Origin of the sequence: Aquabacterium humicola (assembly GCF_030167915.1) — a bacterium.
GTDB lineage: Bacteria > Pseudomonadota > Gammaproteobacteria > Burkholderiales > Burkholderiaceae_C > Pseudaquabacterium > Pseudaquabacterium humicola.
In genome coordinates, this window is record NZ_JARGNB010000011.1 from 113,763 (window position 1) to 134,554 (window position 20,792).

General features: G+C 70.9%; 20 protein-coding genes. 11 read left to right on the forward strand and 9 right to left on the reverse strand.

The window, feature by feature from the left end; translation table 11 throughout:
- Positions 1-17 precede the first annotated feature (17 nt).
- Positions 18-992, forward strand: a complete 975-nt coding sequence (locus P1K89_RS30695) for a LysR family transcriptional regulator (RefSeq protein WP_284620362.1) — start codon at positions 18-20, stop codon at positions 990-992.
- Here P1K89_RS30695 and P1K89_RS30700 read toward each other — a convergent pair.
- Both P1K89_RS30700 and P1K89_RS30705 read right to left on the reverse strand, forming a co-directional pair.
- The gene (locus tag P1K89_RS30700) at positions 975-2,294 is read right to left on the reverse strand and encodes a ProQ/FINO family protein (RefSeq protein ID WP_284620363.1); all 1,320 of its coding nucleotides are present in this window, start codon (positions 2,292-2,294) and stop codon (positions 975-977) included. The genes P1K89_RS30695 and P1K89_RS30700 overlap by 18 nt on opposite strands.
- 82 nt (positions 2,295-2,376) lie before the next feature.
- Positions 2,377-3,279 carry an alpha/beta hydrolase gene (locus P1K89_RS30705; protein WP_284620364.1) on the reverse strand — a complete coding sequence of 301 codons (903 nt, stop codon included), beginning with the start codon at positions 3,277-3,279 and terminating at the stop codon, positions 2,377-2,379.
- Positions 3,280-3,437: 158 nt separating this feature from the next.
- Between P1K89_RS30705 and P1K89_RS30710 the strand changes: the two genes are divergently transcribed.
- Positions 3,438-5,093, forward strand: a complete 1,656-nt coding sequence (locus P1K89_RS30710) for a phospholipase D family protein (RefSeq protein ID WP_284620365.1) — start codon at positions 3,438-3,440, stop codon at positions 5,091-5,093.
- 12 nt (positions 5,094-5,105) lie between these two features.
- Here P1K89_RS30710 and P1K89_RS30715 read toward each other — a convergent pair whose 3' ends face one another.
- Together P1K89_RS30715 and P1K89_RS30720 are read right to left on the reverse strand one after the other, a co-directional pair.
- Positions 5,106-5,834 carry a P-loop NTPase family protein gene (locus tag P1K89_RS30715; RefSeq protein ID WP_284620366.1) on the reverse strand — a complete coding sequence of 243 codons (729 nt, stop codon included), beginning with the start codon at positions 5,832-5,834 and terminating at the stop codon, positions 5,106-5,108.
- Positions 5,835-5,887: 53 nt separating this feature from the next.
- Entirely contained in the window at positions 5,888-7,177 is a 1,290-nt protein-coding gene (locus P1K89_RS30720) for a M16 family metallopeptidase (protein WP_284620367.1), read from the reverse strand.
- A gap of 106 nt (positions 7,178-7,283) precedes the next feature.
- Here P1K89_RS30720 and P1K89_RS30725 point away from each other — a divergent pair, with 106 nt between their 5' ends.
- Together P1K89_RS30725 and P1K89_RS30730 are read left to right on the forward strand one after the other, a co-directional pair.
- Complete coding sequence (locus P1K89_RS30725; RefSeq protein ID WP_284620368.1) at positions 7,284-7,652, forward strand: VOC family protein; 369 nt, start codon at positions 7,284-7,286, stop codon at positions 7,650-7,652.
- A gap of 37 nt (positions 7,653-7,689) precedes the next feature.
- Positions 7,690-8,079: a GFA family protein gene (locus tag P1K89_RS30730; RefSeq protein WP_284620369.1), complete on the forward strand. Its 390-nt coding sequence runs from the start codon at positions 7,690-7,692 to the stop codon at positions 8,077-8,079.
- A gap of 3 nt (positions 8,080-8,082) precedes the next feature.
- Here P1K89_RS30730 and P1K89_RS30735 read toward each other — a convergent pair whose 3' ends face one another.
- The 3 genes from P1K89_RS30735 to P1K89_RS30745 form a co-directional block, all read right to left on the reverse strand.
- Positions 8,083-8,712, reverse strand: coding sequence for a LysE family translocator (locus tag P1K89_RS30735; RefSeq protein ID WP_284620370.1), 630 nt, complete (start codon positions 8,710-8,712; stop codon positions 8,083-8,085).
- Between the two features lie 112 nt (positions 8,713-8,824).
- Positions 8,825-9,805: a glycerophosphodiester phosphodiesterase gene (locus P1K89_RS30740; protein WP_284620371.1), complete on the reverse strand. Its 981-nt coding sequence runs from the start codon at positions 9,803-9,805 to the stop codon at positions 8,825-8,827.
- A 44-nt stretch (positions 9,806-9,849) separates the two neighbouring features.
- Positions 9,850-11,064 carry an alkane 1-monooxygenase gene (locus tag P1K89_RS30745; RefSeq protein WP_284620372.1) on the reverse strand — a complete coding sequence of 405 codons (1,215 nt, stop codon included), beginning with the start codon at positions 11,062-11,064 and terminating at the stop codon, positions 9,850-9,852.
- Between the two features lie 174 nt (positions 11,065-11,238).
- On the opposite strand from P1K89_RS30745, the gene urtA reads away from it, so the two are divergent.
- From urtA to urtE, 5 genes are all read left to right on the forward strand, one after another.
- Positions 11,239-12,516, forward strand: a complete 1,278-nt coding sequence (urtA, locus tag P1K89_RS30750; RefSeq protein WP_284620373.1) for an urea ABC transporter substrate-binding protein — start codon at positions 11,239-11,241, stop codon at positions 12,514-12,516.
- Positions 12,517-12,580: 64 nt separating this feature from the next.
- The gene (urtB, locus tag P1K89_RS30755; protein ID WP_439898059.1) at positions 12,581-14,167 is read left to right on the forward strand and encodes an urea ABC transporter permease subunit UrtB; all 1,587 of its coding nucleotides are present in this window, start codon (positions 12,581-12,583) and stop codon (positions 14,165-14,167) included.
- 20 nt (positions 14,168-14,187) lie between these two features.
- Positions 14,188-15,291 carry an urea ABC transporter permease subunit UrtC gene (gene urtC / locus P1K89_RS30760; RefSeq protein WP_284620374.1) on the forward strand — a complete coding sequence of 368 codons (1,104 nt, stop codon included), beginning with the start codon at positions 14,188-14,190 and terminating at the stop codon, positions 15,289-15,291.
- Complete coding sequence (urtD, locus tag P1K89_RS30765) at positions 15,288-16,172, forward strand: urea ABC transporter ATP-binding protein UrtD (protein WP_284620375.1); 885 nt, start codon at positions 15,288-15,290, stop codon at positions 16,170-16,172. The genes urtC and urtD overlap by 4 nt, the downstream gene beginning before the upstream one ends.
- A gap of 18 nt (positions 16,173-16,190) precedes the next feature.
- On the forward strand, positions 16,191-16,883 hold the full coding sequence (urtE, locus tag P1K89_RS30770; RefSeq protein ID WP_284620376.1) for an urea ABC transporter ATP-binding subunit UrtE: 693 nt from the start codon (positions 16,191-16,193) through the stop codon (positions 16,881-16,883).
- Positions 16,884-16,959: 76 nt separating this feature from the next.
- On the opposite strand, the gene P1K89_RS30775 is transcribed toward urtE, so the two are convergent.
- Positions 16,960-17,595, reverse strand: a complete 636-nt coding sequence (locus P1K89_RS30775; RefSeq protein WP_284620377.1) for a hypothetical protein — start codon at positions 17,593-17,595, stop codon at positions 16,960-16,962.
- A gap of 185 nt (positions 17,596-17,780) precedes the next feature.
- On the opposite strand from P1K89_RS30775, the gene P1K89_RS30780 reads away from it, so the two are divergent.
- Positions 17,781-19,088 (forward strand): TIGR03862 family flavoprotein, encoded by a 1,308-nt coding sequence (locus P1K89_RS30780; RefSeq protein ID WP_284620378.1) that lies wholly within the window; start codon positions 17,781-17,783, stop codon positions 19,086-19,088.
- The gene (locus P1K89_RS30785; protein WP_284620379.1) at positions 19,085-19,756 is read left to right on the forward strand and encodes a glutathione S-transferase family protein; all 672 of its coding nucleotides are present in this window, start codon (positions 19,085-19,087) and stop codon (positions 19,754-19,756) included. Before P1K89_RS30780 ends, P1K89_RS30785 begins: the two co-directional genes overlap by 4 nt.
- A gap of 21 nt (positions 19,757-19,777) precedes the next feature.
- Here the strand turns inward: P1K89_RS30785 and P1K89_RS30790 are convergent, their stop codons facing one another.
- Positions 19,778-20,782 carry a tetratricopeptide repeat protein gene (locus P1K89_RS30790; RefSeq protein ID WP_284620380.1) on the reverse strand — a complete coding sequence of 335 codons (1,005 nt, stop codon included), beginning with the start codon at positions 20,780-20,782 and terminating at the stop codon, positions 19,778-19,780.
- Positions 20,783-20,792 lie beyond the last annotated feature (10 nt).

Consider the following 20,792-nt stretch of genomic DNA (forward strand, 5'->3'; position numbering starts at 1 on the left):
GGATCGATGCTTCATTCATGAATCCGATATTGCACCGCATCGACCTGAACCTGCTGCGGGTGTTCGACGCACTGATGCAGGAAGGCCACCTGACGCGCGCCGCCGAGCGCCTGCACATGAGCCAGCCGGCGGTCAGCAACGCGCTGGCGCGGCTGCGCGCGCAGCTGGACGAGCCGCTGTTCGTGCGCACCGCGCGCGGCATGACGCCGACCGCGTCCGCCGAGGCGATGCACGGCCCGGTGCGCGCGGCGCTGCGCCTGCTGCAGGATGGCCTGTCGCCGGCGCCGAGCTTCGATCCCGGCCGCGCCGCGCAGCGCTTCCACTTGGCGATGAACGACTACGCGCAGTGTTCGCTGCTGCCGCCGCTGCTCGAGCGCATCCGGCGCCTCGCGCCGAAGCTGGTGCTGTCGGTCGAGCCGGACGCGGCCGACGCGCTGCCGACGCGGCTGGCCGCCGGCACGCTGGACCTGGCGATCGACTACCTGCATTTCGATGCGCCGGACCTGCGCTACGAGCCGCTGATCGAGGAGCCGCTGGTGGTGATCGCGCGGCGCGGTCATCCGGCGATCGGGCGCGACCGTCAGGGCCGGCCGGCGATCACGCATGCGCGCTACGAGGCCGCCGCGCATGTGACGATCCCGCCGCGTGCCGGCCGCGGCTCGCCGCTGGAAATCGTGCTCGGTTCGTCGAAGGTGCGGCGCCGGATCGCGCTGCTGGTGCCGGGCTACATGGCGATCCCGGGCGTCGTCGCGCAGTCCGACCTGATCGGCACCGTGCCGCGGCGGCTGGCCGAGCAGTTCGCGCCGGGGCTGCCGCTGGTGATCGTGCCGATGCCGTTCAGGATGCCGCCGGTGCAGGTCAGCCTGATCAGCCATGCGCAGCACGACAGCAGCCGGGCGCTCGGCTGGCTCAAGGCGCAGATCGCCGAGGCGGCGGCGGAGCGGGCCGCGCGCTCGGGAACCGGCGCCGCGCAGTCAGCGGCGGGGGCGTGAGGGGCCGCGCGGGCCACCCCGGTCGCGGTCGCCTCGATCCCCTCGATCGCCGCGGTAGCCACGGTCCTCCCCGCGCGGCGGCTCGAAGGGCGGCGGCGATTCGGCGCGTTCCTTGCGCGCCACCACCAGTTCCGCTTCGAGCTGCGCCGGCTGGATGCCCTTGAGCACGCAGAAGTTGGCGGTCGTCAGTTTCGTCGTCTCGAAGTCGCGCAGCAGGCGCGCGCGGTCGCGGCGCTGCTGCTGGTCGGCGGCCTGCTCGGCGGTCAGTTCGGCCGGCGGCTGCGCGGGCGGCCGCGGTGGGCGCGGTTCACGCGGCGGACGAGGCGGCGGCTCCGGACGCCCGGCACCGGCCTGACCCGGCTGCGCACCGGGCTGCGGCGCGTGCTCGCGTGGCGGCCGCGGTCCCCGATCGCGGCGCTCCTGCGGCGGCCGCTCGCCGCGTTGCTGCGGCGGACGATCCCCCCTCGGCTGCGGTGGGCGCTCGCCACGCGGTGGCGGCGGGCGGTCACCGGGCTGTTGCGGTGGGCGTGGACCGCGTTGCTGCGGACGCTCAGCGCGGTCCTGCGGCGGCCGGTCGGCCCCCGGTTGCGGCGCCTGCGCCCGTCGCTGCTGCGCCTGCAGTTCGCGCTGCTGGCGCACCTGCTCGCGGTGCTGCTCGCGGAACTTCTCGCGCACCGCCTCGCGCCGTGCGCGCCGGCGCTCGAGCTCTTCGGTGGCACCCTGGCGGTGTTCGTCGGCGATCGGGCCGGCCGGCTGACCGTCGAGGTCGACCCGTTCGCTCGCCTGGGTCAGCGCGATGAGGTAGGGCGTCGACAACGTGTGGCGGCGGAAGAAGGCCGACAGGTCGCGCTTGCTGAACTGGCCGGGTGCGCGGGCCTGGATGTCGTCCTGGATGCGCAGCTTGATCGGTTTCGGCGCACCGTCGAACAGCGCCGGGAACAGAGCCTTCAGCTTCGCCGCGGTCTCGGTCGTGTCAGGCTCGGGCGCACGCGGCTTCTTCGGCGTCGCCGGTGTCGGCGCCGCTGGCGTCGCCGACGCCGGCGCGGCGGCCTCGACCGGCGCTTCCTGCGGTGCATCGACCGGCGCTTCGATCGGTGCTTCCAGCGGCGCTTCCAGCGGTGCTTCGACGGGTGCCTCGACGTGGGCCGCGCCCCGCACATCGGCCGGGGCCGCGGCCTCGGGGCCCGTCGTGACAACAGGGGCCACGGGCTCGTGCGCGGTGGGCTCGACGGCGGCGGTCGCCGCAGCGGGATCGGCCGGCGTCGGGGAAGGTTCGGGCGCCGGCGTGGCGGACTCGGTCATGGATCGCGGGCCCCGTCGGGGGGCGCTAGAAGGCAAGCCCCGGATTGTGCACAGCCGCGCGCGTCCTGGCGCGCCGACGGGCCTAGTTCGCGCCGGTGGTGTCGCCGCGGGCGCCGATGCCGAACAGCTCGGCGATCGCCGCGCGGTACTGCGCCTGCCCGACCGAGTTGGTGTTGTGGTGCGAACCGCCGTCGACCAGCACGAAGCGCTTCGGCGCCGTCGCCTTGTCGAACAGCGCGCGGCCGAGCGCCGGCTGGATCAGCGTGTCGGCGCTGCCGTGCACGACCAGCACCGGCGCGCCGACCGTGCCGATGCGCGACGCGGCGTCGAAGCGCTGGGTGATCAGCGGGCCCAGCGGCAGCCAGCCCCACTTGAAGGTGCCGAAGACCTCGGGGATCGAGGTGAAGCTGCCCTCGACGATCAGCCCCGCTTCGTCGGCGACGTCGGCGGCCAGGTGCACCGCGATCGCGCCGCCGAGGGAGTGACCGAAGATGTAGCGCGACGCGTCCGGCTGCTGCTGCGCCAGCCACTGCCAGGCGGCGCGGGCATCCTCGCGGGCCATCGCCTCCGAGGGCAGTGCCGGCGAGCTGCGGCCGAAGCCGCGGTAGTCGACGCCGAGCACCGCGAAGCCGAGTTCGTGCATGCGCCGCATGCGGTGCGCGCTGCCGCGCACGTCCCAGCGCGCGCCATGCAGGTACAGCAGCAGCGGGGCGTCGGCCCTCGGCTGCGGCAGCCACAGCGCATGCAGCTTCGCCGGTTCGCCGGTCTCGGCGGACGTGAACTCGATCCACACGTCGTCCATGCCTTCGGCGGCCGCCAGCCCGCCCCACCAGGTGCGGTCGCTGGGCTGGAAGATCCACTTGCGCTGCTGCTCGTCCAGCGTCGCGCAGCCGCCGAGCAGACCGAAGCCGAGCGCCAGCGCGGCGAGCGCGCGCCACCACCTGCGGCGGCTCGGGGCGGGCGGCGTCGTCGGCGAGGTCTGCATGGGCAGGCGCGATGTTCGCATGGCAGCGCCGGCCCGCCGGACAATGGGGATCTTTGTTGCGCCCCTTCACACGCATGCCGAACCTGTCCGCCCGCGCGCTGCCATCTCTCGTTCGTGCGCCTTCGCGTGCCGGCCTGCGCCGGGGGGGCGGGCTCCTGATGGCCCTGCTGGTGCTCGTGCTGGTGCTGGCGCTCGGCGGCTGCGCCGGCGTGCCGCGCGCGGTCGAGCGCCCGGTGTCGGCCAGCCTCGCCGCGCCCGCGGACGCACCGCTGCCGCAGCTGGTCGCCAGCTTCTCGCTGCCGCCGGGGCAGTCGGCGGTGCGGCCGATGCCGCTGCCGCAGGACGCGCTCGCGGCCCGGATGGCGCTGTTCCGGCAGGCGCGCACCAGCATCGACCTGCAGACCTACCACCTCGCCGACGACTCCACCGGCCGCCTGGTGCTGCGCGCGCTGCGCGACGCCGCGCGCCGCGGCGTGCGCGTGCGCCTGCTGCTGGACGACTTCTACACCACCGGCATGGACGACCTGCTGCTCGGGCTGGCCGCCGAGCCGAACGTCGAGCTGCGCCTGTTCAATCCGTTCCATGGCCTGCGCGGCTGGCCGGTGGCGCGCTTCGCCGAACTGCTGAGCGACTTCGGCCGGCTGAACCACCGCATGCACAACAAGCTGCTGGTGGTCGACGGTGCGTTCGCGATCGCCGGCGGCCGCAACCTCGCCGATGACTACTTCCTGCGCAGCGCGAGCGCCAACTTCATCGATTTCGACCTGCTGCTGGGCGGCGCCGTGGTGGGCGAACTGGCCGGTCACTTCGACCGTTACTGGAACAGCCATCGCGTGTGGCCGCTGCACGCCCTGGCGGACAACCGGCTCGATGCCGAAGAGCGCCGCACCTACTTCGAGATCGCCAGCGCGCCGCCGGAAGACATGACGCCGGTGCCCAGCGATGCGCTGAAGCCGACCTCGACCTCGCACGCGTCGCTGGTGTCGCCCGACGCGCTGCGGCCGCTGAAGCCGGACCTGCCGCGCGGCCACTTCGACTTCTACTTCGCCCCGGCCGGCTCGCAGGCCGATCCGCCGGACAAGCAGCGTGGCCAGTCGCCGCTGGGCCGCCCCGAGGCGACTGATCCCCCTCGGGGGGACCGGCCCGCAGGGACGCAGGGGGCCAGGTACCTGGAGCCGGTGGCGGGCAGCGTCGCCGCGAAGCTGATCGGCACGCTGACGAACGCATCGCGGGAAGTGACGATGGTCAGCCCGTACTTCGTGCCGGGCGACATCGGCATGGACCGCATCCGCGCGCTGCGCGCGAAGGGCGTGCAGATCCACGTCATCACCAATGCCACCGGCACCAGCGACGAGCCGCTGGTGGCGATCGGCTACGAGCGCCACCGCGTCGAGCTGCTGAAGCTGGGCGTCAAGCTGTGGGAGGTGAGCTCCGGCCGGCTCAAGGCAGACAACCTGGTCGGCGTTGCGCTCGGCAGTTCCAGCGGCCGACTGCACGCGAAGATGGGCTTCGTCGACCGCCGCATCTTCCTGGCCGGCTCGCTGAACCTGGATGCACGCTCGGCGCTGATCAACACCGAGGTCGGCGTCGGCGTCGACAGCCCCGAGATGGTGGCCGCGCTGATGCGCTTCTACCGGCTGGAGTCGTATGTCGGCGTCTACGAGCTGCGCCTGAAGCCGGACGGCCGCACGATCGAATGGGTCGCCCGCGACGCGACCGGGGGCGAATCGGCCAGCGCGGAGCCCGAAACGAGCGGCTGGCTGCGCTTCAAGCTGTGGCTGATGTCGCTGTTCGTGTCGGAGGAGTTGCTCTGACGCCGGCCGGCGTCAGACGCCCGCGCCCTTCAGCTCCGCGCGCGCATGCGTCAGCCAGATGCGCAGGCGCTGGCGTTCCAGCAGGCCCAGGCTGACGCTGTCGGGTGCGCTGTTGTTGCTGGCGGCCCAGAAGCTGGCGTTGGCGGCGTCGATCTTCTGCACGATGCCCTCGTGCAGGCGCTTCAGGTTCACGATGCGGGCGCCCAGCGAGACCGCGCGGTCCTGCAGGCCGGATTTCTCCAGCATCCCGAAGTCGTCGCCGCGCACGGCATTGCGCACCAGCACGTAGCGCAGCCGCGCGCCGAAGCGGTCCAGCAGCTTGGCCAGCAGCTCCAGCGAGTCGCGGCCGTTGTCCATCACATGCCAGTAGTGCAGCGCGATGCCCTGCATGTCGGCGAGGTCGAGCACGCCGGAATCCTCCATCCAGCGCGCCAGCGGCTCCTGCGTCTGCGCCGCGAGGTCGACCAGCACGCGGCGGCTGGGCAGCTCGACGGCGGATTCGAAGATGGTGTCCAGCGCCTCGTAGCGGTCGACCACCACCGGCGACGCGAAGCCGGTGTAGAAGCGCATCAGCGTGCCGTGCGAGCGGTCGGTGTCGAAGCCGAGGAAGGGAATCTGCTGGTCGATGAAATGCTGCGCCAGCAGCCGGGCGACGAAGGACTTGCCGACGCCGCCCTTTTCGCCGCCGATCAGGTGGATGTTGCCCTTGCTGGCGTTCTCGAGCGTGGGGATCGTGGACATGGAGGGTCGGGGTCGCTTCGGGTCGGTGTGCGCGGGATTGTCGCCCTGCGCGGTCAGGCGCCCCGGGCCGTGGCCAGGCGCTGCACGAAACGTTCGCCGGCACCGGGCTTGAGCTTGCCGACGATGGCCAGTGCCGGCGGCTCGGCCAGCAGGCGGCGGAACGCGCTGCCGACCTCCGCCGTACCAAGGGCCTGCAGACGCTCGAGCTGCTCGGCGCGCGAGCGCACGCGGCCCTGCACGCACAGCTGCTGCACGGCTTCCTCGAGCCGCCGGAACGGCCGCTCCTGCGTGCGCAGGCTCCTCACGGCCAGCTGGTTGCGCGCACGTTCGAGCGCGATGGCATCGATGCGCTCGGCATGGTCGAGCAGCAGCGTGCCCACCGCGTCGAGGAAGGGGTCGAGGTGCTCCGGCGCCATCGACGCCTCGACGACGAACTGGCCGGCGGCGGGCAGCACGTCGGCCGAGCAGGATGCGTGATAGACCAGGCCGCGGCGTTCGCGCAGCTCGTCGAGCAGCGGCGAGCTCATGCCTTCGCCGAACACCGCGGCGGCGAGCTCGCCGGCGGGGTCGTCGGCGGCCAGCGAGGGCAGCGGGAAGCCCAGCACCACGTGGCTCTGGCTGGAGCCGGCCTGGCGGCGTTCGCGCAGGCCGCCGCGCCAGTCCGGCGGCGCGACGGCATTGACCGGGCCGGCGCGCATCGTGCCGAAGGCCTTCTCGGCCTCGTGCTGCAGCGTTTCGGGATCGATGCGCCCGGCCACCGCCACGACCACGTTGGCGCCGGTGTAGTGCTGGCCGACGTAGGCCAGCAGCTCGTCGCGGGTGAAGCGGCGGATGTTGGCCTGAGTGCCGATCACCGGCTGGGCCAGCGGATGGCGGCCGAAGCAGTTGCGGTCGAAGAGCTTGTAGGCCGTGGACAGCGGGTCGTCCTCGTCCTCGGCGAACTCCTGCAGGATGACCTGGCGCTCGCGCTCGAGCTCGGCCTCGGGGAAGTTGGAGTGGCGCACGATGTCCGCCAGCATGTGCAGGAAGGGCACCGCATGCTCGGCCAGGCCGTGGATGTGGAAGGCGGTGTGGTCCTTGTCGGTGTGGGCGTTGACCTCGCCGCCCAGGCGTTCGGCATCGAGGTTGATGCGCTGGCAGTCGCGCGTCTCGGTGCCCTTGAAGGCCATGTGCTCGACGACATGGCTGATGCCGTTGGCGCGGGCGTTCTCGTGCTGGCTGCCGGCGCGCACGAAGACCGACAGGCTGACGCTGTCCAGCCAGGGCAGCGCGATGGCGATCACGCGCACGCCGTTGGGCAGCTGGCAGATGGACGTATGGGGTTCGGGACGGACAGCGAGCATGGCGGGGAGCCTACCTCAAGCGTCCATCCCCACGATGCCCGGTGCCCCGCAGGCGCCGGCTGTGCCAACATCCGCCGCCTAGACGGGGAGGAAGCGAGGAGGAACCATGCCCAACCTGAGAGCCGTCGAGCTCAAGGTCTTCGTGCCGGCGAAGGACTACGCGCTGAGCAAGCGCTTCTACGCCGACCTGGGTTTCACGCAGGCCTCGGACGACGACGGCATCGCGTACTTCCACCACGGCGACGTCAGCTTCCTGCTGCAGGACTTCTACCAGCCCGAGCTGGCGAAGAACCTGATGCTGCACCTGCTGGTCGAGGACGTCGATGCCTGGCACCGGCGCATCGCCGAGGCCGGCCTCGCGGCGACCTACGGCGTCAAGCTCGGCCCGGTCGAATTGCAGCCCTGGCGCATGCGCGACTTCGTGCTGTTCGACCCGTCCGGGGTGCTGTGGCGCATTGCGCAGAACACCGATTGAAGGCCTGCGTCGATCAGACTTTGCGTGGAGTGAGCCCATGACCCTGTCCGCCACCTGCCACTGCGGCGCCGTGCGCATCCACATTCCGCGCTCGCCCGAGAAGCTGACCAACTGCAACTGCTCGCTGTGCCGCCGCACCGGCGCACTGTGGGCCTACTTCGCGCCGGCCGAGGTGCGCATCGAGGGGCATCCCGAGCACACCGAAGGCTATGTGCAGGGCGACAAGACCTTGCGCACGGTGCGCTGCCGCCACTGCGGCATCGTCACCCACTGGGAGCCGATCGGCGAGCAGCCGGTCGATCGCATGGCGGTCAACGCGCGCAACTTCGACCCGGTGATGTTCGGCTCGGTGCGCATCCGTTTCTTCGATGGTGCCGACAGCTGGACCTACGTCGGCGAGTGGCCGCCGGCCGACGGTGGCGCCTGAGCTTCAGCTGCGCCGGGCCAGCGCCAGCGACCCCGCCAGCGCCAGCAGCGCCGCGCCGCAGCTGCGGTCCAGCCACAGCACCGCGCGGCGGCGCATCAGCCGCAGCGCGTGCGCGCCGATCGCCGCGTAGCCGAGCATCACGACGAAGTCGAGCGCCGCGAAGACGATCGCGATCACCGTGTACTGCGGCCCCTGCGGCGCGGCGGCGTCGATGAACTGCGGCAGCAGTGCCGAGCAGAACAGGTAGCCCTTGGGGTTCGTCACCGCGACGAGGAAGGACTTCAGGAACACCGCGGGCGCTGCGCCGTCCGTTGGCGCCGCCACGCCCGCGGAGGGCAGCGCGAGCCCGCCTTGCGAGCGCAACAGGCGCCAGCCGATCCACGCCAGGTAGACGGCGCCAATCCACTTGATCACCGAGAACCAGAACTCGGATGCGGCGAGCAGTGCGCCCAGCCCCAGCGCCACCGCGCCGACGAGCACGAAGTCCGACGCCACGGCGCCGAGCATGCCGGGCACCGAGCGGCGCAGCCCGAAGCGCGAGCCATTGGCCAGCGCCAGCAGCACGGTGGGGCCGGGCGTGGCGATCGCGATCAGTGCGACCACCGAGAAGGCCAGCAGCGTCGTCGGGTCCATCGGGCGTGATCCGGGTGTCGTGGCGGGCTGGCCAGCTTAGCGACGGCGATTCACGCCGCACAGGCACAGATCGGCCCGGCCTCGACCGGCACAGCAGGCCGCAGCGTGCGCCTCAGCGCCCGGCCGGGGGCAGCGGCAGCTTCTTGTCCGCCATCACCCGGCGCGCGCGGTCGGGGTAGTCGGTGATCAGGCCGTCGACGCCCCAGTCGATCAGCCGCGCCATGTCCTCGGCTTGGTTGACGGTCCACGGCAGTACCTGCAGGCCGAGCGCATGCGCCTCGGCGATCAGCGCCGGCGACAGGTCGTTGAAGTTCGGGCTCCAGATCGCGCCGCCGGCGGCCTTGACCATCTTCGGCAGCGAGCCGTGCGTCTTCAGGTCGAAGCCCGCGGACCACGTGCCGTCGCTGACGGTGTCGAAGTTCGGCCGCTGCGCCGACAGGTAGGCGGTGGGGATCCGCGGCGCCAGCTGCTGCGCGATGCGCAGCGCGCGCCAGTCGAAGCCCTGCAGCGTCACGCGGCGCTCGACACCGGCGTCGCGCAGCACCGCCAGCACCGCGCGCACGATTGCCTCGGGCGCCGGCGTGTCGTCGGGCCGTTTCGGGTTCAGCTTGATCTCGATGTTCGCGCGCAGCGCCTCGCGGCCCGGCTCGCGCATCAGCGCCAGCACCTCGGACAGGCGCGGCAGGCGCTCGGCATCGCTGGGCTTCTGCTCGGGGAAGGTATTGGCGATGCTGCTGGCCGGCCGTGCGCGGCCGAGGCGGAACTTCGACTGCAGCTCGGCCGCGCTGACGCTGCCGATCAGCGGCCCGGTGGCGGCGAGCCACTCGCCTTGCGCGTCGCGCGTCAGGTCGCGGTTCAGCGCCGGATCGTGCACGACCATCGGCACGCCGTCGGCGGACAGGTGCACGTCGAGCTCCAGCGTATCGACGCCGACGGCGATCGCGGTGCGGAACGCGGCCAGCGTGTTCTCCGGCGCCAGGCCGCGGGCGCCGCGGTGGCCCTGCAGGTCGAAGGCCTGGACGGCGAGCGTGGACGTGCAGAGCGCGAGCAGGACGACGATGCGACGCAGGGGGTAGCGAACTGGATGGCGCACGCGGCGGTCTCCTCGACGGCTTCGTTGAAGCGGCCGAGTGTGACTCAGGCGGCGCGCGCGAGTTCGGCCTGCTGCAGCGCCCGTTTTGGATAACGCGCCTGCAGCGCCGCCCGGGCGCGCGGATCGACGTTGACGCGGTCGAGGTCGCCCTGCACCTGGGGCAGCGCCATCAGCCGCGGGTCCATCACCTTGAACCACAGCCGCGGCGCGTAGGCCAGCGGGAACATGCCGAAATAGCCGCTGGGCAGCTGCGGCAGGTCCTCGAAATGGCGCAGGCTCTGGTAGCGGCGCGACGGGTAGGCGTGGTGGTCGGAATGGCGCTGCAGGTGGAAGAGGGCGAGGTTGGTCACCAGGTGGTTGGTGTTCCACGAATGGTGCGGCTTGGGCGACTCGTAGCCCGCGCCTTCGCGCTGGCGCAGCAGGCCGTAGTGCTCGACGTAGTTGGCCGAGGTCAGCTGCCACCAGGCCACCAGGTTGTGGATCGCCAGGAAGGGCAGCATCACGAGGCCGAAGGCAGCGATCAGCGATCCCTGCAGCAGCGCGCTCACCGCATACGACTGCAGCATCGTGTTGTGGCGCAGGTCCCACGGCGAGCGGCCGAGCGCGCGCAGGCGTTCGGATTCGAGCTGCCATGCGCGGCGGATGCCGCCCGGCAGCTCGCGCAGCGCGAAGCGGTAGATGCTCTCGCCCATGCGCGAACTGGCATGGTCTTCCGGCGTCGCGACCCAGCGGTGGTGGCCGCGGCCGTGCTCGACGGTGAAGTGGCCGTAGGCCGGCACCGCGAGCGCCAGCCGCGCCAGCCACTGCTCGAGGCGCGAGCGCTTGTGGCCGAGCTCGTGCGCGGTGTTGAGCCCGAGCCCGGAATCGGTGCCGGCGACGTAGGCCAGGATCACGAAGGCCCACCAGGACAGCGCCTGCGTACCGGCCCACCACGCGCAGCCGATCAGCGCGACGTAGTGCAGCGGCACCGTCGCCCACGTCAGCCAGCGGTAGTAGCGGTCGTCCTCCAGTTGCGGCACGACCGCTTCGGGCGGGTTGTTCGTGTCCTCGCCGATCAGCGCGTCGAGCAGCGGCATCAGCCCGTAGCTGATCACCAGCGGCAGCGCCAGCATCGCCTGCCAGCCGGTGAAGTGATGCGCGGCGATGCCGGTGAAGGGGATCAGCGGCCAGACCACCGACAGGCTCCACCACAGGCGCTTGCGGTCGCGGTACTCGACGCGCGTGCCATCTTGCAGCGTGGCGGCGTAGACAGGGCCCATGGCGTGCGCCTCCTCGGGGTGCTGGCGCCAATTGAAGCGCTGGCGGCGCGCGGCCGCAAGCGGGCTACTCCGTGCATCCCCTCTACGACACCTTGCGTATTGGCCGCCGGCAGCCGCGCTCCTAACCTGCGCCACGCCTCAACGAAGGCCTCAACCGCAGGAGCAGGAGCCCGCATGAAACTCACCCGTCGCCTCGCCGCCCAATCGCTGACCGCGCTCGCCGCCACCGCGTGCACGCTGGGCTTCACCTCGATCGCCCAGGCCCAGGAAACCATCAAGGTCGGCGTGCTGCACTCGCTGTCCGGCACGATGGCGATCTCGGAGACGGTGTTGAAGGACACCGTGCTGATGGCCATCGACGAGATCAACGCCAAGGGCGGCGTGCTCGGCAAGAAGCTCGAGCCGGTGGTCGTCGACCCGGCGTCGAACTGGCCGCTGTTCGCCGAGAAGGCGCGCCAGCTGATCAGCAAGGACAAGGTCGCCGTGGTCTTCGGCTGCTGGACCAGCGTGTCGCGCAAGAGCGTGCTGCCGGTGTTCGAGGAGCTGAACTCGCTGCTGTTCTACCCGGTGCAGTACGAAGGCGAGGAGCTGTCGAAGAACGTCTTCTACACCGGCGCCGCGCCGAACCAGCAGGCGATTCCCGCGGTGGAATACCTGATGAGCAAGGACGGCGGCAGCGCCAAGCGCTTCGTGCTGCTGGGCACCGACTACGTCTACCCGCGCACGACCAACAAGATCCTGCGCGCCTTCCTGAAGTCCAAGGGCATTGCCGAGTCGGACATCATGGAGGAGTACACCCCCTTCGGCCACGCCGACTACCAGAGCATCATCGCGAAGATCAAGAAGTTCTCGTCCGAGGGCAAGAAGACCGCGGTGGTGTCGACGATCAACGGCGACTCCAACGTGCCGTTCTACAAGGAGCTCGGCAACCAGGGCCTGAAGGCGACCGACGTGCCGGTGGTGGCCTTCTCGGTGGGTGAAGAAGAGCTGCGCGGCGTCGACACCAAGCCGCTGGTCGGCCACCTGGCGGCGTGGAACTACTTCATGTCGGTCAAGAGCCCGGCGAACACCGAGTTCGTCAAGAAGTGGAGCGACTACGCGAAGGCCAAGGGCATCGCCGGCCACAAGGACAAGCCGCTGACCAACGATCCGATGGAGGCCACCTACCTGGGCCTGATGATGTGGAAGGCGGCGGTCGAGAAGGCCAAGTCCACCGACACCGACAAGGTGATCGCCGCGATGGCCGGCCAGACCTACGCGGCGCCGGGCGGCTTCACCTCGACGATGGACAAGGAGAACCACCACCTGCACAAGCCGGTGTTCATCGGCGAGATCAAGGCCGATGGCCAGTTCAACGTGGTGTGGAAGACCAAGGGCCCGGTGGTGGCCGACCCGTGGAGCGACTACATCGCCGAGAACAAGGGCAAGAAGAACGTCCCCGAGAAGAAGTAAGCCGTGAAAGGCGCGGCCGACCGATCGGCGATCGGATGGCCCCGCCACGACCTGGGGACCTGACTTGTTCGCACGTGTGCTGCCTTTGTTGTTCGGCCTGCTGGCGTGGTTCACCCTGCCGCAGGCCGCTTTTGCGCTGACGCCCGAGCAGGCCGGCCGCATCGCCGCCGGCGACAGCGACGAGCGCATCGCCGCGCTGAACGAGGCGGTCGCCGCCGGCGACCCGGCGCTGGTGCCCTTCGTGCGCGCGCTGCTCGACGACGAGGTGAAGACCGCCGGCGGCAAGGCCTTCATCGTCAAGGACGGCAAGGCGGTCGAAGCCGCGACCGGCGCCGCCGCGACGCTGCCGGCGGATGCCGAGGACGTGGTCAACAACAACCGCATGCGGCGCGAGCTCGACGCCGCGGTCGCCGCGCTGGGGCTGGTGTCGCCCGACCTGGCGGCGCGCTCGAAAGCCATCGCGGATCTCAAGGACCAGGCCGACGAAGGCAAGCTGCCGCTGATCGAGAAGGCGCTCGCCGCCGAGACGGATGCGGCGCTGAAGGGCCAGCTGGCGCTGCTGCGCGCGGCGGTGCTGATCTCCGCAGAAGATCCTGCCAAGCGCATCGCCGCCGCGAAGGCCCTCTCCGGCAGCAGCGAGCCGGCCACCCGTTCGCTGCTGCTCGAACGCCTCAACGCCGAAAACGATGCCACCGTCAAGGCGGCGATCCAGGCGGCGCTCGACAGCGTGCAGTCGCAGCTCGCCTGGGGCGAGCGCCTGGGCGTGCTGTTCACCGGCGCGAGCCTCGGCTCCATCCTGCTGCTGGTCGCGCTGGGCCTGGCGATCACCTACGGCCTGATGGGCGTCATCAACATGGCGCACGGCGAGCTGATGATGATCGGCGCCTACGCGACCTACGTGGTGCAGAACCTGTTCCGCCAGTACCTGCCCGGCGCCTTCGACGCCTACATCCTGGTCGCGATCCCGGTGTCCTTCCTCAGTGCCGCGCTGGTCGGCGCGGCGCTGGAGCGCAGCGTGATCCGCTGGCTCTACGGCCGGCCGCTGGAGACGCTGCTGGCCACCTGGGGCATCAGCCTGGTGCTGATGCAGGCGGTGCGTTCGCTGTTCGGCGCGCAGAACGTCGGCGTCGAGAACCCGTCGTGGATGTCCGGCGGCGTGCAGGTGCTGCCCAACCTCGTGCTGCCCTACAACCGAATCGCGATCCTCGTCTTCGCGGCGATCGTGCTGGCCGGCATGGCGCTGCTGATCAGCCGCACGCGGCTCGGCCTGTTCGTGCGCGGCGTGACGCAGAACCGCCGCATGGCGGCCTGCGTCGGCGTCGACACCGCGCGCATCGACATGCTGGCGTTCTCGCTCGGCGCCGGCATCGCGGGGCTTGCCGGCTGCGCGTTGAGCCAGGTCGGCAATGTCGGGCCCGACCTCGGCCAGGGCTACATCGTCGATTCGTTCATGGTCGTCGTGCTCGGCGGCGTCGGGCAGCTCGCGGGCACCGTCTACGCGGCGCTGGGCCTGGGCGTGCTGAACAAGCTGCTCGAAGGCTGGGCCGGCGCGGTGCTGGCCAAGATCATGGTGCTGGTCTTCATCGTCGTGTTCATCCAGAAGCGGCCGCAGGGCTTGTTCGCAGTGAAGGGCCGGAGCGCGGAAGCCTGATGAAGACGCCTGACCTTCCCATGAGCGCGACCCTGCACCAGAAGCGCGGCCTGCTGCTCGGCCCCTCGGGCTGGACGGCCGTCGCCATCGCCGTCGCGGTGATCACCGTGCTGGTGCCGCTGCTGAGCCTGGCAGTGCCACCCGGCAGCACCTTCCACCTCAGCGACTACTGGGTCACGCTCGCCGGCAAGATCCTCTGCTACGCGATCTGCGCGCTGGCGATGGACCTGATCTGGGGCTATACCGGCATCCTGTCGCTGGGCCACGGCCTGTTCTTCGCGCTCGGCGGCTACGGCATGGGCATGTACCTGATGCGCCAGATCGGCCGCGACGGCAACTACCAGAGCGACCTGCCGGACTTCATGGTGTTCCTGAACTGGAAGGCGCTGCCCTGGCACTGGGCGCTGTCCGACTCGTTCATTGCGCAGATGCTGCTGATCGTGCTGGTGCCCGGCGCGCTGGCCTTCGTCTTCGGCTGGTTCGCCTTCCGCTCGCGCATCAAGGGCGTGTACTTCTCGATCATCACGCAGGCGATGACCTTCGCCGCGATGCTGCTGTTCTTCCGCAACGAGACCGGCTTCGGCGGCAACAACGGCTTCACCGACTTCAAGCGCATCCTCGGCTTGCCGGTGGCCACCTCGGGCATGCGCGTGGTGCTGTTCGCGATCAGCGGGCTGACGCTGGTCGGCTTCTTCCTGATGGCGCGGGCGATCGTCAACAGCAAGTACGGCCGCGTGCTGCAGGCGATCCGCGACGCCGAGACGCGCGTGATGTTCACCGGCTACTCGCCGCTGGCCTACAAGCTGAGCATCTGGACCTTGTCGGCGGTGATGTGCGCGATCGCCGGCGCCTTGTATGTCCCGCAGGTCGGCATCATCAACCCGAGCGAGATGAGCCCGGCGGCGTCGATCGAGATCGCGATCTGGACCGCGGTCGGCGGCCGCGCGACGCTGATCGGCCCGATCGTCGGCGCGTTCTTCGTCAATGGCGCGAAAAGCTGGTTCACCGTCGCGTTCCCCGAGTTCTGGCTGTACTTCCTCGGCGCGCTGTTCATCGCGGTGACCTTGTTCCTGCCGAATGGCATCATCGGCCTGTTCCGCAAGGTCGCGGAGAAGCGCGCATGACCCCGGACCTGATGGAGGAGGGCGCGCGCCGCCGCGAAGCCTATGCCGCGAAGAGAGCGGCCAGCGCCACCGAGAGCGGCGGCCGCGCGGCCGCCTACGGCCGGATCGCCAAGCTCGGCGAGCCGGACTTCACCCACGGCGTCGCGCTGTACCTGGACGACATCACCGTCAGCTTCGACGGCTTCAAGGCGCTCAACGCGCTGACGCTGGCGGTCAACGTCGGCGAGCTGCGCTGCATCATCGGCCCGAACGGCGCCGGCAAGACGACGATGATGGACTGCATCACCGGCAAGACCCGGCCCGACAGCGGCCGTGCGCACTTCGGCTCGACGATCGACCTGCTGCGCCTGTCGGAACCAGAGATCGCGCAGATCGGCATCGGCCGCAAGTTCCAGAAGCCGACGGTCTACGAGGAGCTCTCGGTGTTCGAGAACCTCGAGCTCGCGCTGGCCGCCGACCGGCGCGTGCGCGCCTCGTTGTTCTCGCGGCTGTCGGGCGCGCAGCTCGACCGCATCGGCGAGATGCTGACGACGATTCACCTGCTGCCCGAAGCCCAGCGCACCGCGGGACTGCTGTCGCACGGCCAGAAGCAGTGGCTGGAGATCGGCATGCTGCTGATGCAGGACCCGAAGCTGCTGCTGCTGGATGAGCCGGTGGCCGGCATGACCGACGAGGAGACCGAGCGCACCGCCGAGCTCTTCCTGTCGCTGGAGGGCAAACACTCGCTGGTGGTCGTCGAGCACGACATGAAGTTCGTCGAGCAGCTGACCGAGGGGCGCAAGCAGGTCACGGTGCTGCACGAAGGGCGTGTGCTCGCGGAGGGGCTGCTGAAGGACGTTCAGGCCAACGAAGAGGTCGTCGAGGTCTACCTCGGACGGTGAATCCGGACAGTGAACACCATGCTGAAGGTCGACTCCCTCAACCAGTACTACGGCGGCAGCCACATCCTGCGCAACCTCGGCTTCGAGGCGAAGGCCGGTGAAGTCACCGTGGTGCTCGGCCGCAACGGCGTCGGCAAGACGACGCTGCTGAAGAGCCTGATGGGCGTGGTGCCGGTGAAGACCGGCAGCGTGCAGCTCGACGGCGCCGACATCACCCGGACCACCAGCTACGAGCGCGTGCGCCGCGGCATCGGCTACGTGCCGCAGGGGCGCGAGATCTTCTCGCGGCTGACGGTGGAGGAAAACCTGCGCATGGGCCTGGCCGTGAAGGCCGGCGGCACCGCGATCCCGGTCGAGCTGTTCGAGCTCTTCCCGGTCCTCAAGAGCATGATCGGCCGCCGCGGCGGCGACCTGTCGGGCGGCCAGCAGCAGCAGCTGGCGATCGCGCGGGCGCTGGCGGCGGGGCCGAAGCTGCTGCTGCTGGACGAGCCGACCGAGGGCATCCAGCCCAGCATCATCAAGGACATCGGCCGCGTGATCCGCATGCTGGCCGATCGCGGCACGATGGCCATCGTGCTGGTCGAGCAGTACTACGACTTCGCGGCCGGGCTGGCCGACCAGTACCTCGTGATGGAGCGCGGCGAGATCGTGCAGCGCGGCCGAGGCGCCGACATGGCGGCCGACGGCGTGCGCAAGCTCGTCTCCGTGTAGCCCCGAAAAGAAGACGGGCGCCGCTCGAGGGCGCCCGTCGGTCGACACCAGGGGCCGCGCGAGGCAGCCCGGTCGATCACTGCTGCGGCGCGGCCGGCTGCGCCAGCGCCTGCTGTTGCTGCTGCGCGGCCAGCGCCTGCTGGCGCTGCTGCTCGGCGAGGGCCAGCTGATTCAGGCGCTCCTGCTCCGCGGCGGCCATCTGCTGGTAGCGGCTCTCGACCTTCGCGTACACCTGCTGCGTCGAGCGCTCGTGGCGGGCCTGGTCGGCGAGCTCGGGGCCCATGCTGCCCTTGTCTTCATGGACGGTGCCGATCTCGCCGCGCGGGATCAGGCCGTTCTGCATCGCGTAGCGGGCTTCGGCATTGACGTCCTCGCGCGTCACCGTGGCGGATTCGGCTTCCCAGGCCGACCAGGCCTTCGCGTGGATCGCGGTGTGGTCGACCTGCGTCGGCACGATCACGATCGTCGTCGACTGCGGCGTGGTGGTCGTCGTGTCGGTCGCCACCGGCTGCGCGGTGATGTCGACCGTGGTCTGCGCCTGGTCGGCGGTCACCACCGGCTGCGCAGCCATCTCGACCGCTTCGGCCGCGACGCGGTCCTCGGTCGTCATCGGCGCAGCGCTGGTGCTGGTGTCCGACTGGGCCTGGGCGATGCCGAACAGGGCGGCGGCGGAAGCGATCGCGGTGATCTGCCAGAGGGTCTTGCGGTTCATGTGGGCTCCTTCTCGAATAGCGATGGGTTGTGCTTCTGAGCGGTCTTGGGCGGGGTTCCAGGACCGGTCACGACGTCAGTCTGACCTTTGCCGCGCGCTGCGGGGGCCTGCTGTCTCAAAGCCACGCATTGCTGACCGATGGTCACGTTCGGTGAACGATTGCTTGCGCGAATAGACTGCCGCCGATGGACCCCTCCTACAAATCGCTTGCCTCCCGTCCTACAGGGGTTTCCACGGGGCCTGCCTGCACCACCGCGCGGGTCGCGGTGATCGGCGCCGGCCCGGCCGGGCTGATGGCCGCCGAGCGGCTGCTCGCCGGCGGTGCGCAGGTCGACGTCTACGACGCGATGCCGTCGGCCGGGCGCAAGTTCCTGCTGGCCGGCAAGGGCGGCCTGAACCTGACGCACAGCGAGGCGCTGCCCGCGTTCATCGCGCGTTATGGGGCGCGCGCCGTCGCCGTCGCCCGCTGGCTCGAGGCCTTCGGCCCGCAGGCGCTGCGCGACTGGGCGCAGGGCCTCGGCATCCAGACCTTCGTCGGCAGTTCCGGCCGCGTCTTCCCGCACGAGATGAAGGCCGCGCCGCTGCTGCGCGCCTGGCTGCACCGGCTGCGCGCGGCCGGACTGCGCCTGCATGCGCGCCACCGATGGCTGGGCTGGCAACCCGACGATCCGCCGACGCGGCTGCGCTTCGCGACGCCGGCCGGCGAGCAGGTGGTCGACGCCGATGCCGTCGTGCTGGCGCTGGGCGGCGCCAGCTGGCCGCGGCTGGGCTCGGACGGCGCGTGGTGGCCCTGGCTCCAGGCACGCGGCGTGGCGCTGGCGCCGCTGCAGCCGGCGAACTGCGGCTTCGACGTCGGCTGGAGCGACTACTTCTCGCGCCGCTTCGCCGGTGCGCCGATGAAGTCGGTGCGGCTGAAGTTCGGCGGCTTCGACCGCGCCGGCGAGTTCGTGATCACCGCCGGCGGCATCGAGGGCAGCCTGGTGTACGCCGCGTCCGCGGCGATCCGCGACGCGATCGCGCGGGACGGCCAGGCGACGGTGTTGATCGACCTCGTCGCCGGCCGCCCGGTCGACAAGCTGGCCGAGGCGCTGGCCCACGGCCGCGGTGCGCGCTCGCTGCCGAACCACCTGAAGGAGCATGGCGGCCTGGATGGCGCGAAGGCGGCGCTGCTGCGCGAGCGCTACGACGCGGCGGCGCTCGCCGAACGCATCGCGAAGAGCCCGCGGGCCTTCGCCGAGGAGCTCAAGGCCTGGCCGATCGTGCTGAAATCGGCGCGTCCTGTCGACGAGGCGATCAGCACCGCCGGCGGCGTGGCGCTCGAAGCGCTCGACGATCGCCTGATGCTGATCGCGCTGCCCGGCGTCTTCTGCGCCGGCGAGATGCTGGACTGGGAAGCGCCGACCGGCGGCTACCTGCTGACCGCGTGCTTCGCCAGCGGGCGTCTCGCCGGCGACGGTGTCCTGCAATGGCTGGCCACGACAATGACCCCATGATCACCGTCCACCACCTCAACAACTCCCGCTCGCAGCGCGTGCTCTGGCTGCTCGAGGAGCTCGGGCTGCCCTATCGGATCCAGCACTACCAGCGCGACCGCAAGACCATGCTCGCGCCGCCCGAGCTGCGCGCGGTGCATCCGCTGGGCAAGTCGCCGGTGATCAGCGACGGCGACAACGTGATCGCCGAGACCGGCGCGATCGTCGAGTACATCCTCGAGCGCCATGGCCAACGCCGGCTGATGCCGGCGCCGGGCACGGCCGAGCACCTGCGCTACCGCTACTGGCTGCACTTCGCCGAGGGCACGGCGATGCCGCCGCTGCTGATGAAGCTGGTGTTCGACCGCATCGCGGGCTCGCCGATGCCCTTCATCGTCAAGCCGGTGATCAAGGCGGTGTGCCGCAAGGCGCTCGACGCGGTCGTCTGGCCGAACCTGACGCGCCACCTCGACTACATGGAAGCCGAGCTCGGCCGCAGCGAGTGGTTCGCGGGGCCGGAGCTCAGCGGCGCGGACATCATGATGAGCTTCCCGGTCGAAGCCTCGGCGCAGCGCGCGGGGCTGGACGCGAGCCGCCCGAAGCTGATGGCGTTCCTGCAGCGCATCCATGCGCGGCCGGCGTACCGGCGCGCGCTGGAGAAGGGCGGGCCGTACGCCTTCGCGGCGTGACCCGGGCCGGCGTGGTGCGCCTCAGGCGCTCAGCCCGCTGAGGCGCTTCTTCGCGTCCTCGAGCGAGCTCTTCGGCCCCCGGCCGGTCTTGATGAAGCGCTCGTAGGCGGCCTTGGCCGCGTCGTTCTGCCCTTGCGCCTGCAGCGCCAGCCCCAGGCGGTAGTCGATCGGCAGGTTCTCGGCGCCCTTGAGCTTCGCGCTCTGCTGCAGCAGCTTCACCGCCTCGGCCGGCGCGTTCGTGTCGGTCGCGACGCGCGCGAGGCCGTAGGCGCCGATCGCCTGGTCCGGCCGCTGCTGCTGCAGGCGCTCGAACACCGGCCGCGCCGCGTCGGGCTTGCCGGCCTTCAGCAGCCCGAAGCCGGCGACCGCGGTCCATTGCACGACATCGTCGGCCAGCGCGCTGTCGGCGGTCTGCAGCGGCTGCAGCGCCTTCACCGCGGCGTCGAAGCGCTCCTCGTGCAAGGCGATGCGCGCTTCCAGCGCCTGCTGCTGCTCGGGCTTCGCGGCCGCGCGCGCGGCCTCCTGCGCCTTCGCGACGCTGCCGCCGGCGAAGCCAGGCGCGGCGAGGTAGAACTCCACCACCGCGCTGCGCGCCGGGTACCACTGCGGCTCCAGCGTCATCGCCTGCAGCAGCGCCTCCTTCACCTTGCCAACGCTGGCGGCGATCTTCAGCATGCCCTGGCTCATCGCGTGCACGCCCAGCACGCTGCCGAAGGCGTAGTGGCAGGGGGCGGCTTGCGGGGCCTTCTGCAGGCAGGCCTCGGCGCGCTGGATGGCCGCTTCACGACGGGGGCCGTCGTTCTGGCGCAGCGCACCGAGCGCCAACGCCAGCACGGCCTGCGCGTCGTCGGGCTGCGTCGCGACGCGCTGCAGCGCGACGCGGTCGAGCTCGGCATGGCGTTCGGCGTCCAGCAGGGCCTGCAGTGCGCTGTCCTTGAAGACCTGCGCCGATGCAGCACCGGCGAAGGTCAACAGGAGGGCGGCGAGGGCCGGGCGGCTCAGGAGGGTCAGGCGGGGTCGGATCATGGGCGCGCAT

What these genes read in the sequence shown, in the direction of transcription:
- P1K89_RS30695 (WP_284620362.1), top strand. Translation starts at nt 18, where the DNA reads ATGAATCCGATATTGCACCGCATCGACCTGAACCTGCTGCGGGTGTTC.
- P1K89_RS30700 (WP_284620363.1), bottom strand. Translation starts at nt 2,294, where the DNA reads ATGACCGAGTCCGCCACGCCGGCGCCCGAACCTTCCCCGACGCCGGCC.
- P1K89_RS30705 (WP_284620364.1), bottom strand. Translation starts at nt 3,279, where the DNA reads ATGCAGACCTCGCCGACGACGCCGCCCGCCCCGAGCCGCCGCAGGTGG.
- P1K89_RS30710 (WP_284620365.1), top strand. Translation starts at nt 3,438, where the DNA reads ATGGCCCTGCTGGTGCTCGTGCTGGTGCTGGCGCTCGGCGGCTGCGCC.
- P1K89_RS30715 (WP_284620366.1), bottom strand. Translation starts at nt 5,834, where the DNA reads ATGTCCACGATCCCCACGCTCGAGAACGCCAGCAAGGGCAACATCCAC.
- P1K89_RS30720 (WP_284620367.1), bottom strand. Translation starts at nt 7,177, where the DNA reads ATGCTCGCTGTCCGTCCCGAACCCCATACGTCCATCTGCCAGCTGCCC.
- P1K89_RS30725 (WP_284620368.1), top strand. Translation starts at nt 7,284, where the DNA reads ATGCCCAACCTGAGAGCCGTCGAGCTCAAGGTCTTCGTGCCGGCGAAG.
- P1K89_RS30730 (WP_284620369.1), top strand. Translation starts at nt 7,690, where the DNA reads ATGACCCTGTCCGCCACCTGCCACTGCGGCGCCGTGCGCATCCACATT.
- P1K89_RS30735 (WP_284620370.1), bottom strand. Translation starts at nt 8,712, where the DNA reads ATGGACCCGACGACGCTGCTGGCCTTCTCGGTGGTCGCACTGATCGCG.
- P1K89_RS30745 (WP_284620372.1), bottom strand. Translation starts at nt 11,064, where the DNA reads ATGGGCCCTGTCTACGCCGCCACGCTGCAAGATGGCACGCGCGTCGAG.
- urtA (WP_284620373.1), top strand. Translation starts at nt 11,239, where the DNA reads ATGAAACTCACCCGTCGCCTCGCCGCCCAATCGCTGACCGCGCTCGCC.
- urtC (WP_284620374.1), top strand. Translation starts at nt 14,188, where the DNA reads ATGAGCGCGACCCTGCACCAGAAGCGCGGCCTGCTGCTCGGCCCCTCG.
- urtD (WP_284620375.1), top strand. Translation starts at nt 15,288, where the DNA reads ATGACCCCGGACCTGATGGAGGAGGGCGCGCGCCGCCGCGAAGCCTAT.
- urtE (WP_284620376.1), top strand. Translation starts at nt 16,191, where the DNA reads ATGCTGAAGGTCGACTCCCTCAACCAGTACTACGGCGGCAGCCACATC.
- P1K89_RS30775 (WP_284620377.1), bottom strand. Translation starts at nt 17,595, where the DNA reads ATGAACCGCAAGACCCTCTGGCAGATCACCGCGATCGCTTCCGCCGCC.
- P1K89_RS30780 (WP_284620378.1), top strand. Translation starts at nt 17,781, where the DNA reads ATGGACCCCTCCTACAAATCGCTTGCCTCCCGTCCTACAGGGGTTTCC.
- P1K89_RS30785 (WP_284620379.1), top strand. Translation starts at nt 19,085, where the DNA reads ATGATCACCGTCCACCACCTCAACAACTCCCGCTCGCAGCGCGTGCTC.
- P1K89_RS30790 (WP_284620380.1), bottom strand. Translation starts at nt 20,782, where the DNA reads ATGATCCGACCCCGCCTGACCCTCCTGAGCCGCCCGGCCCTCGCCGCC.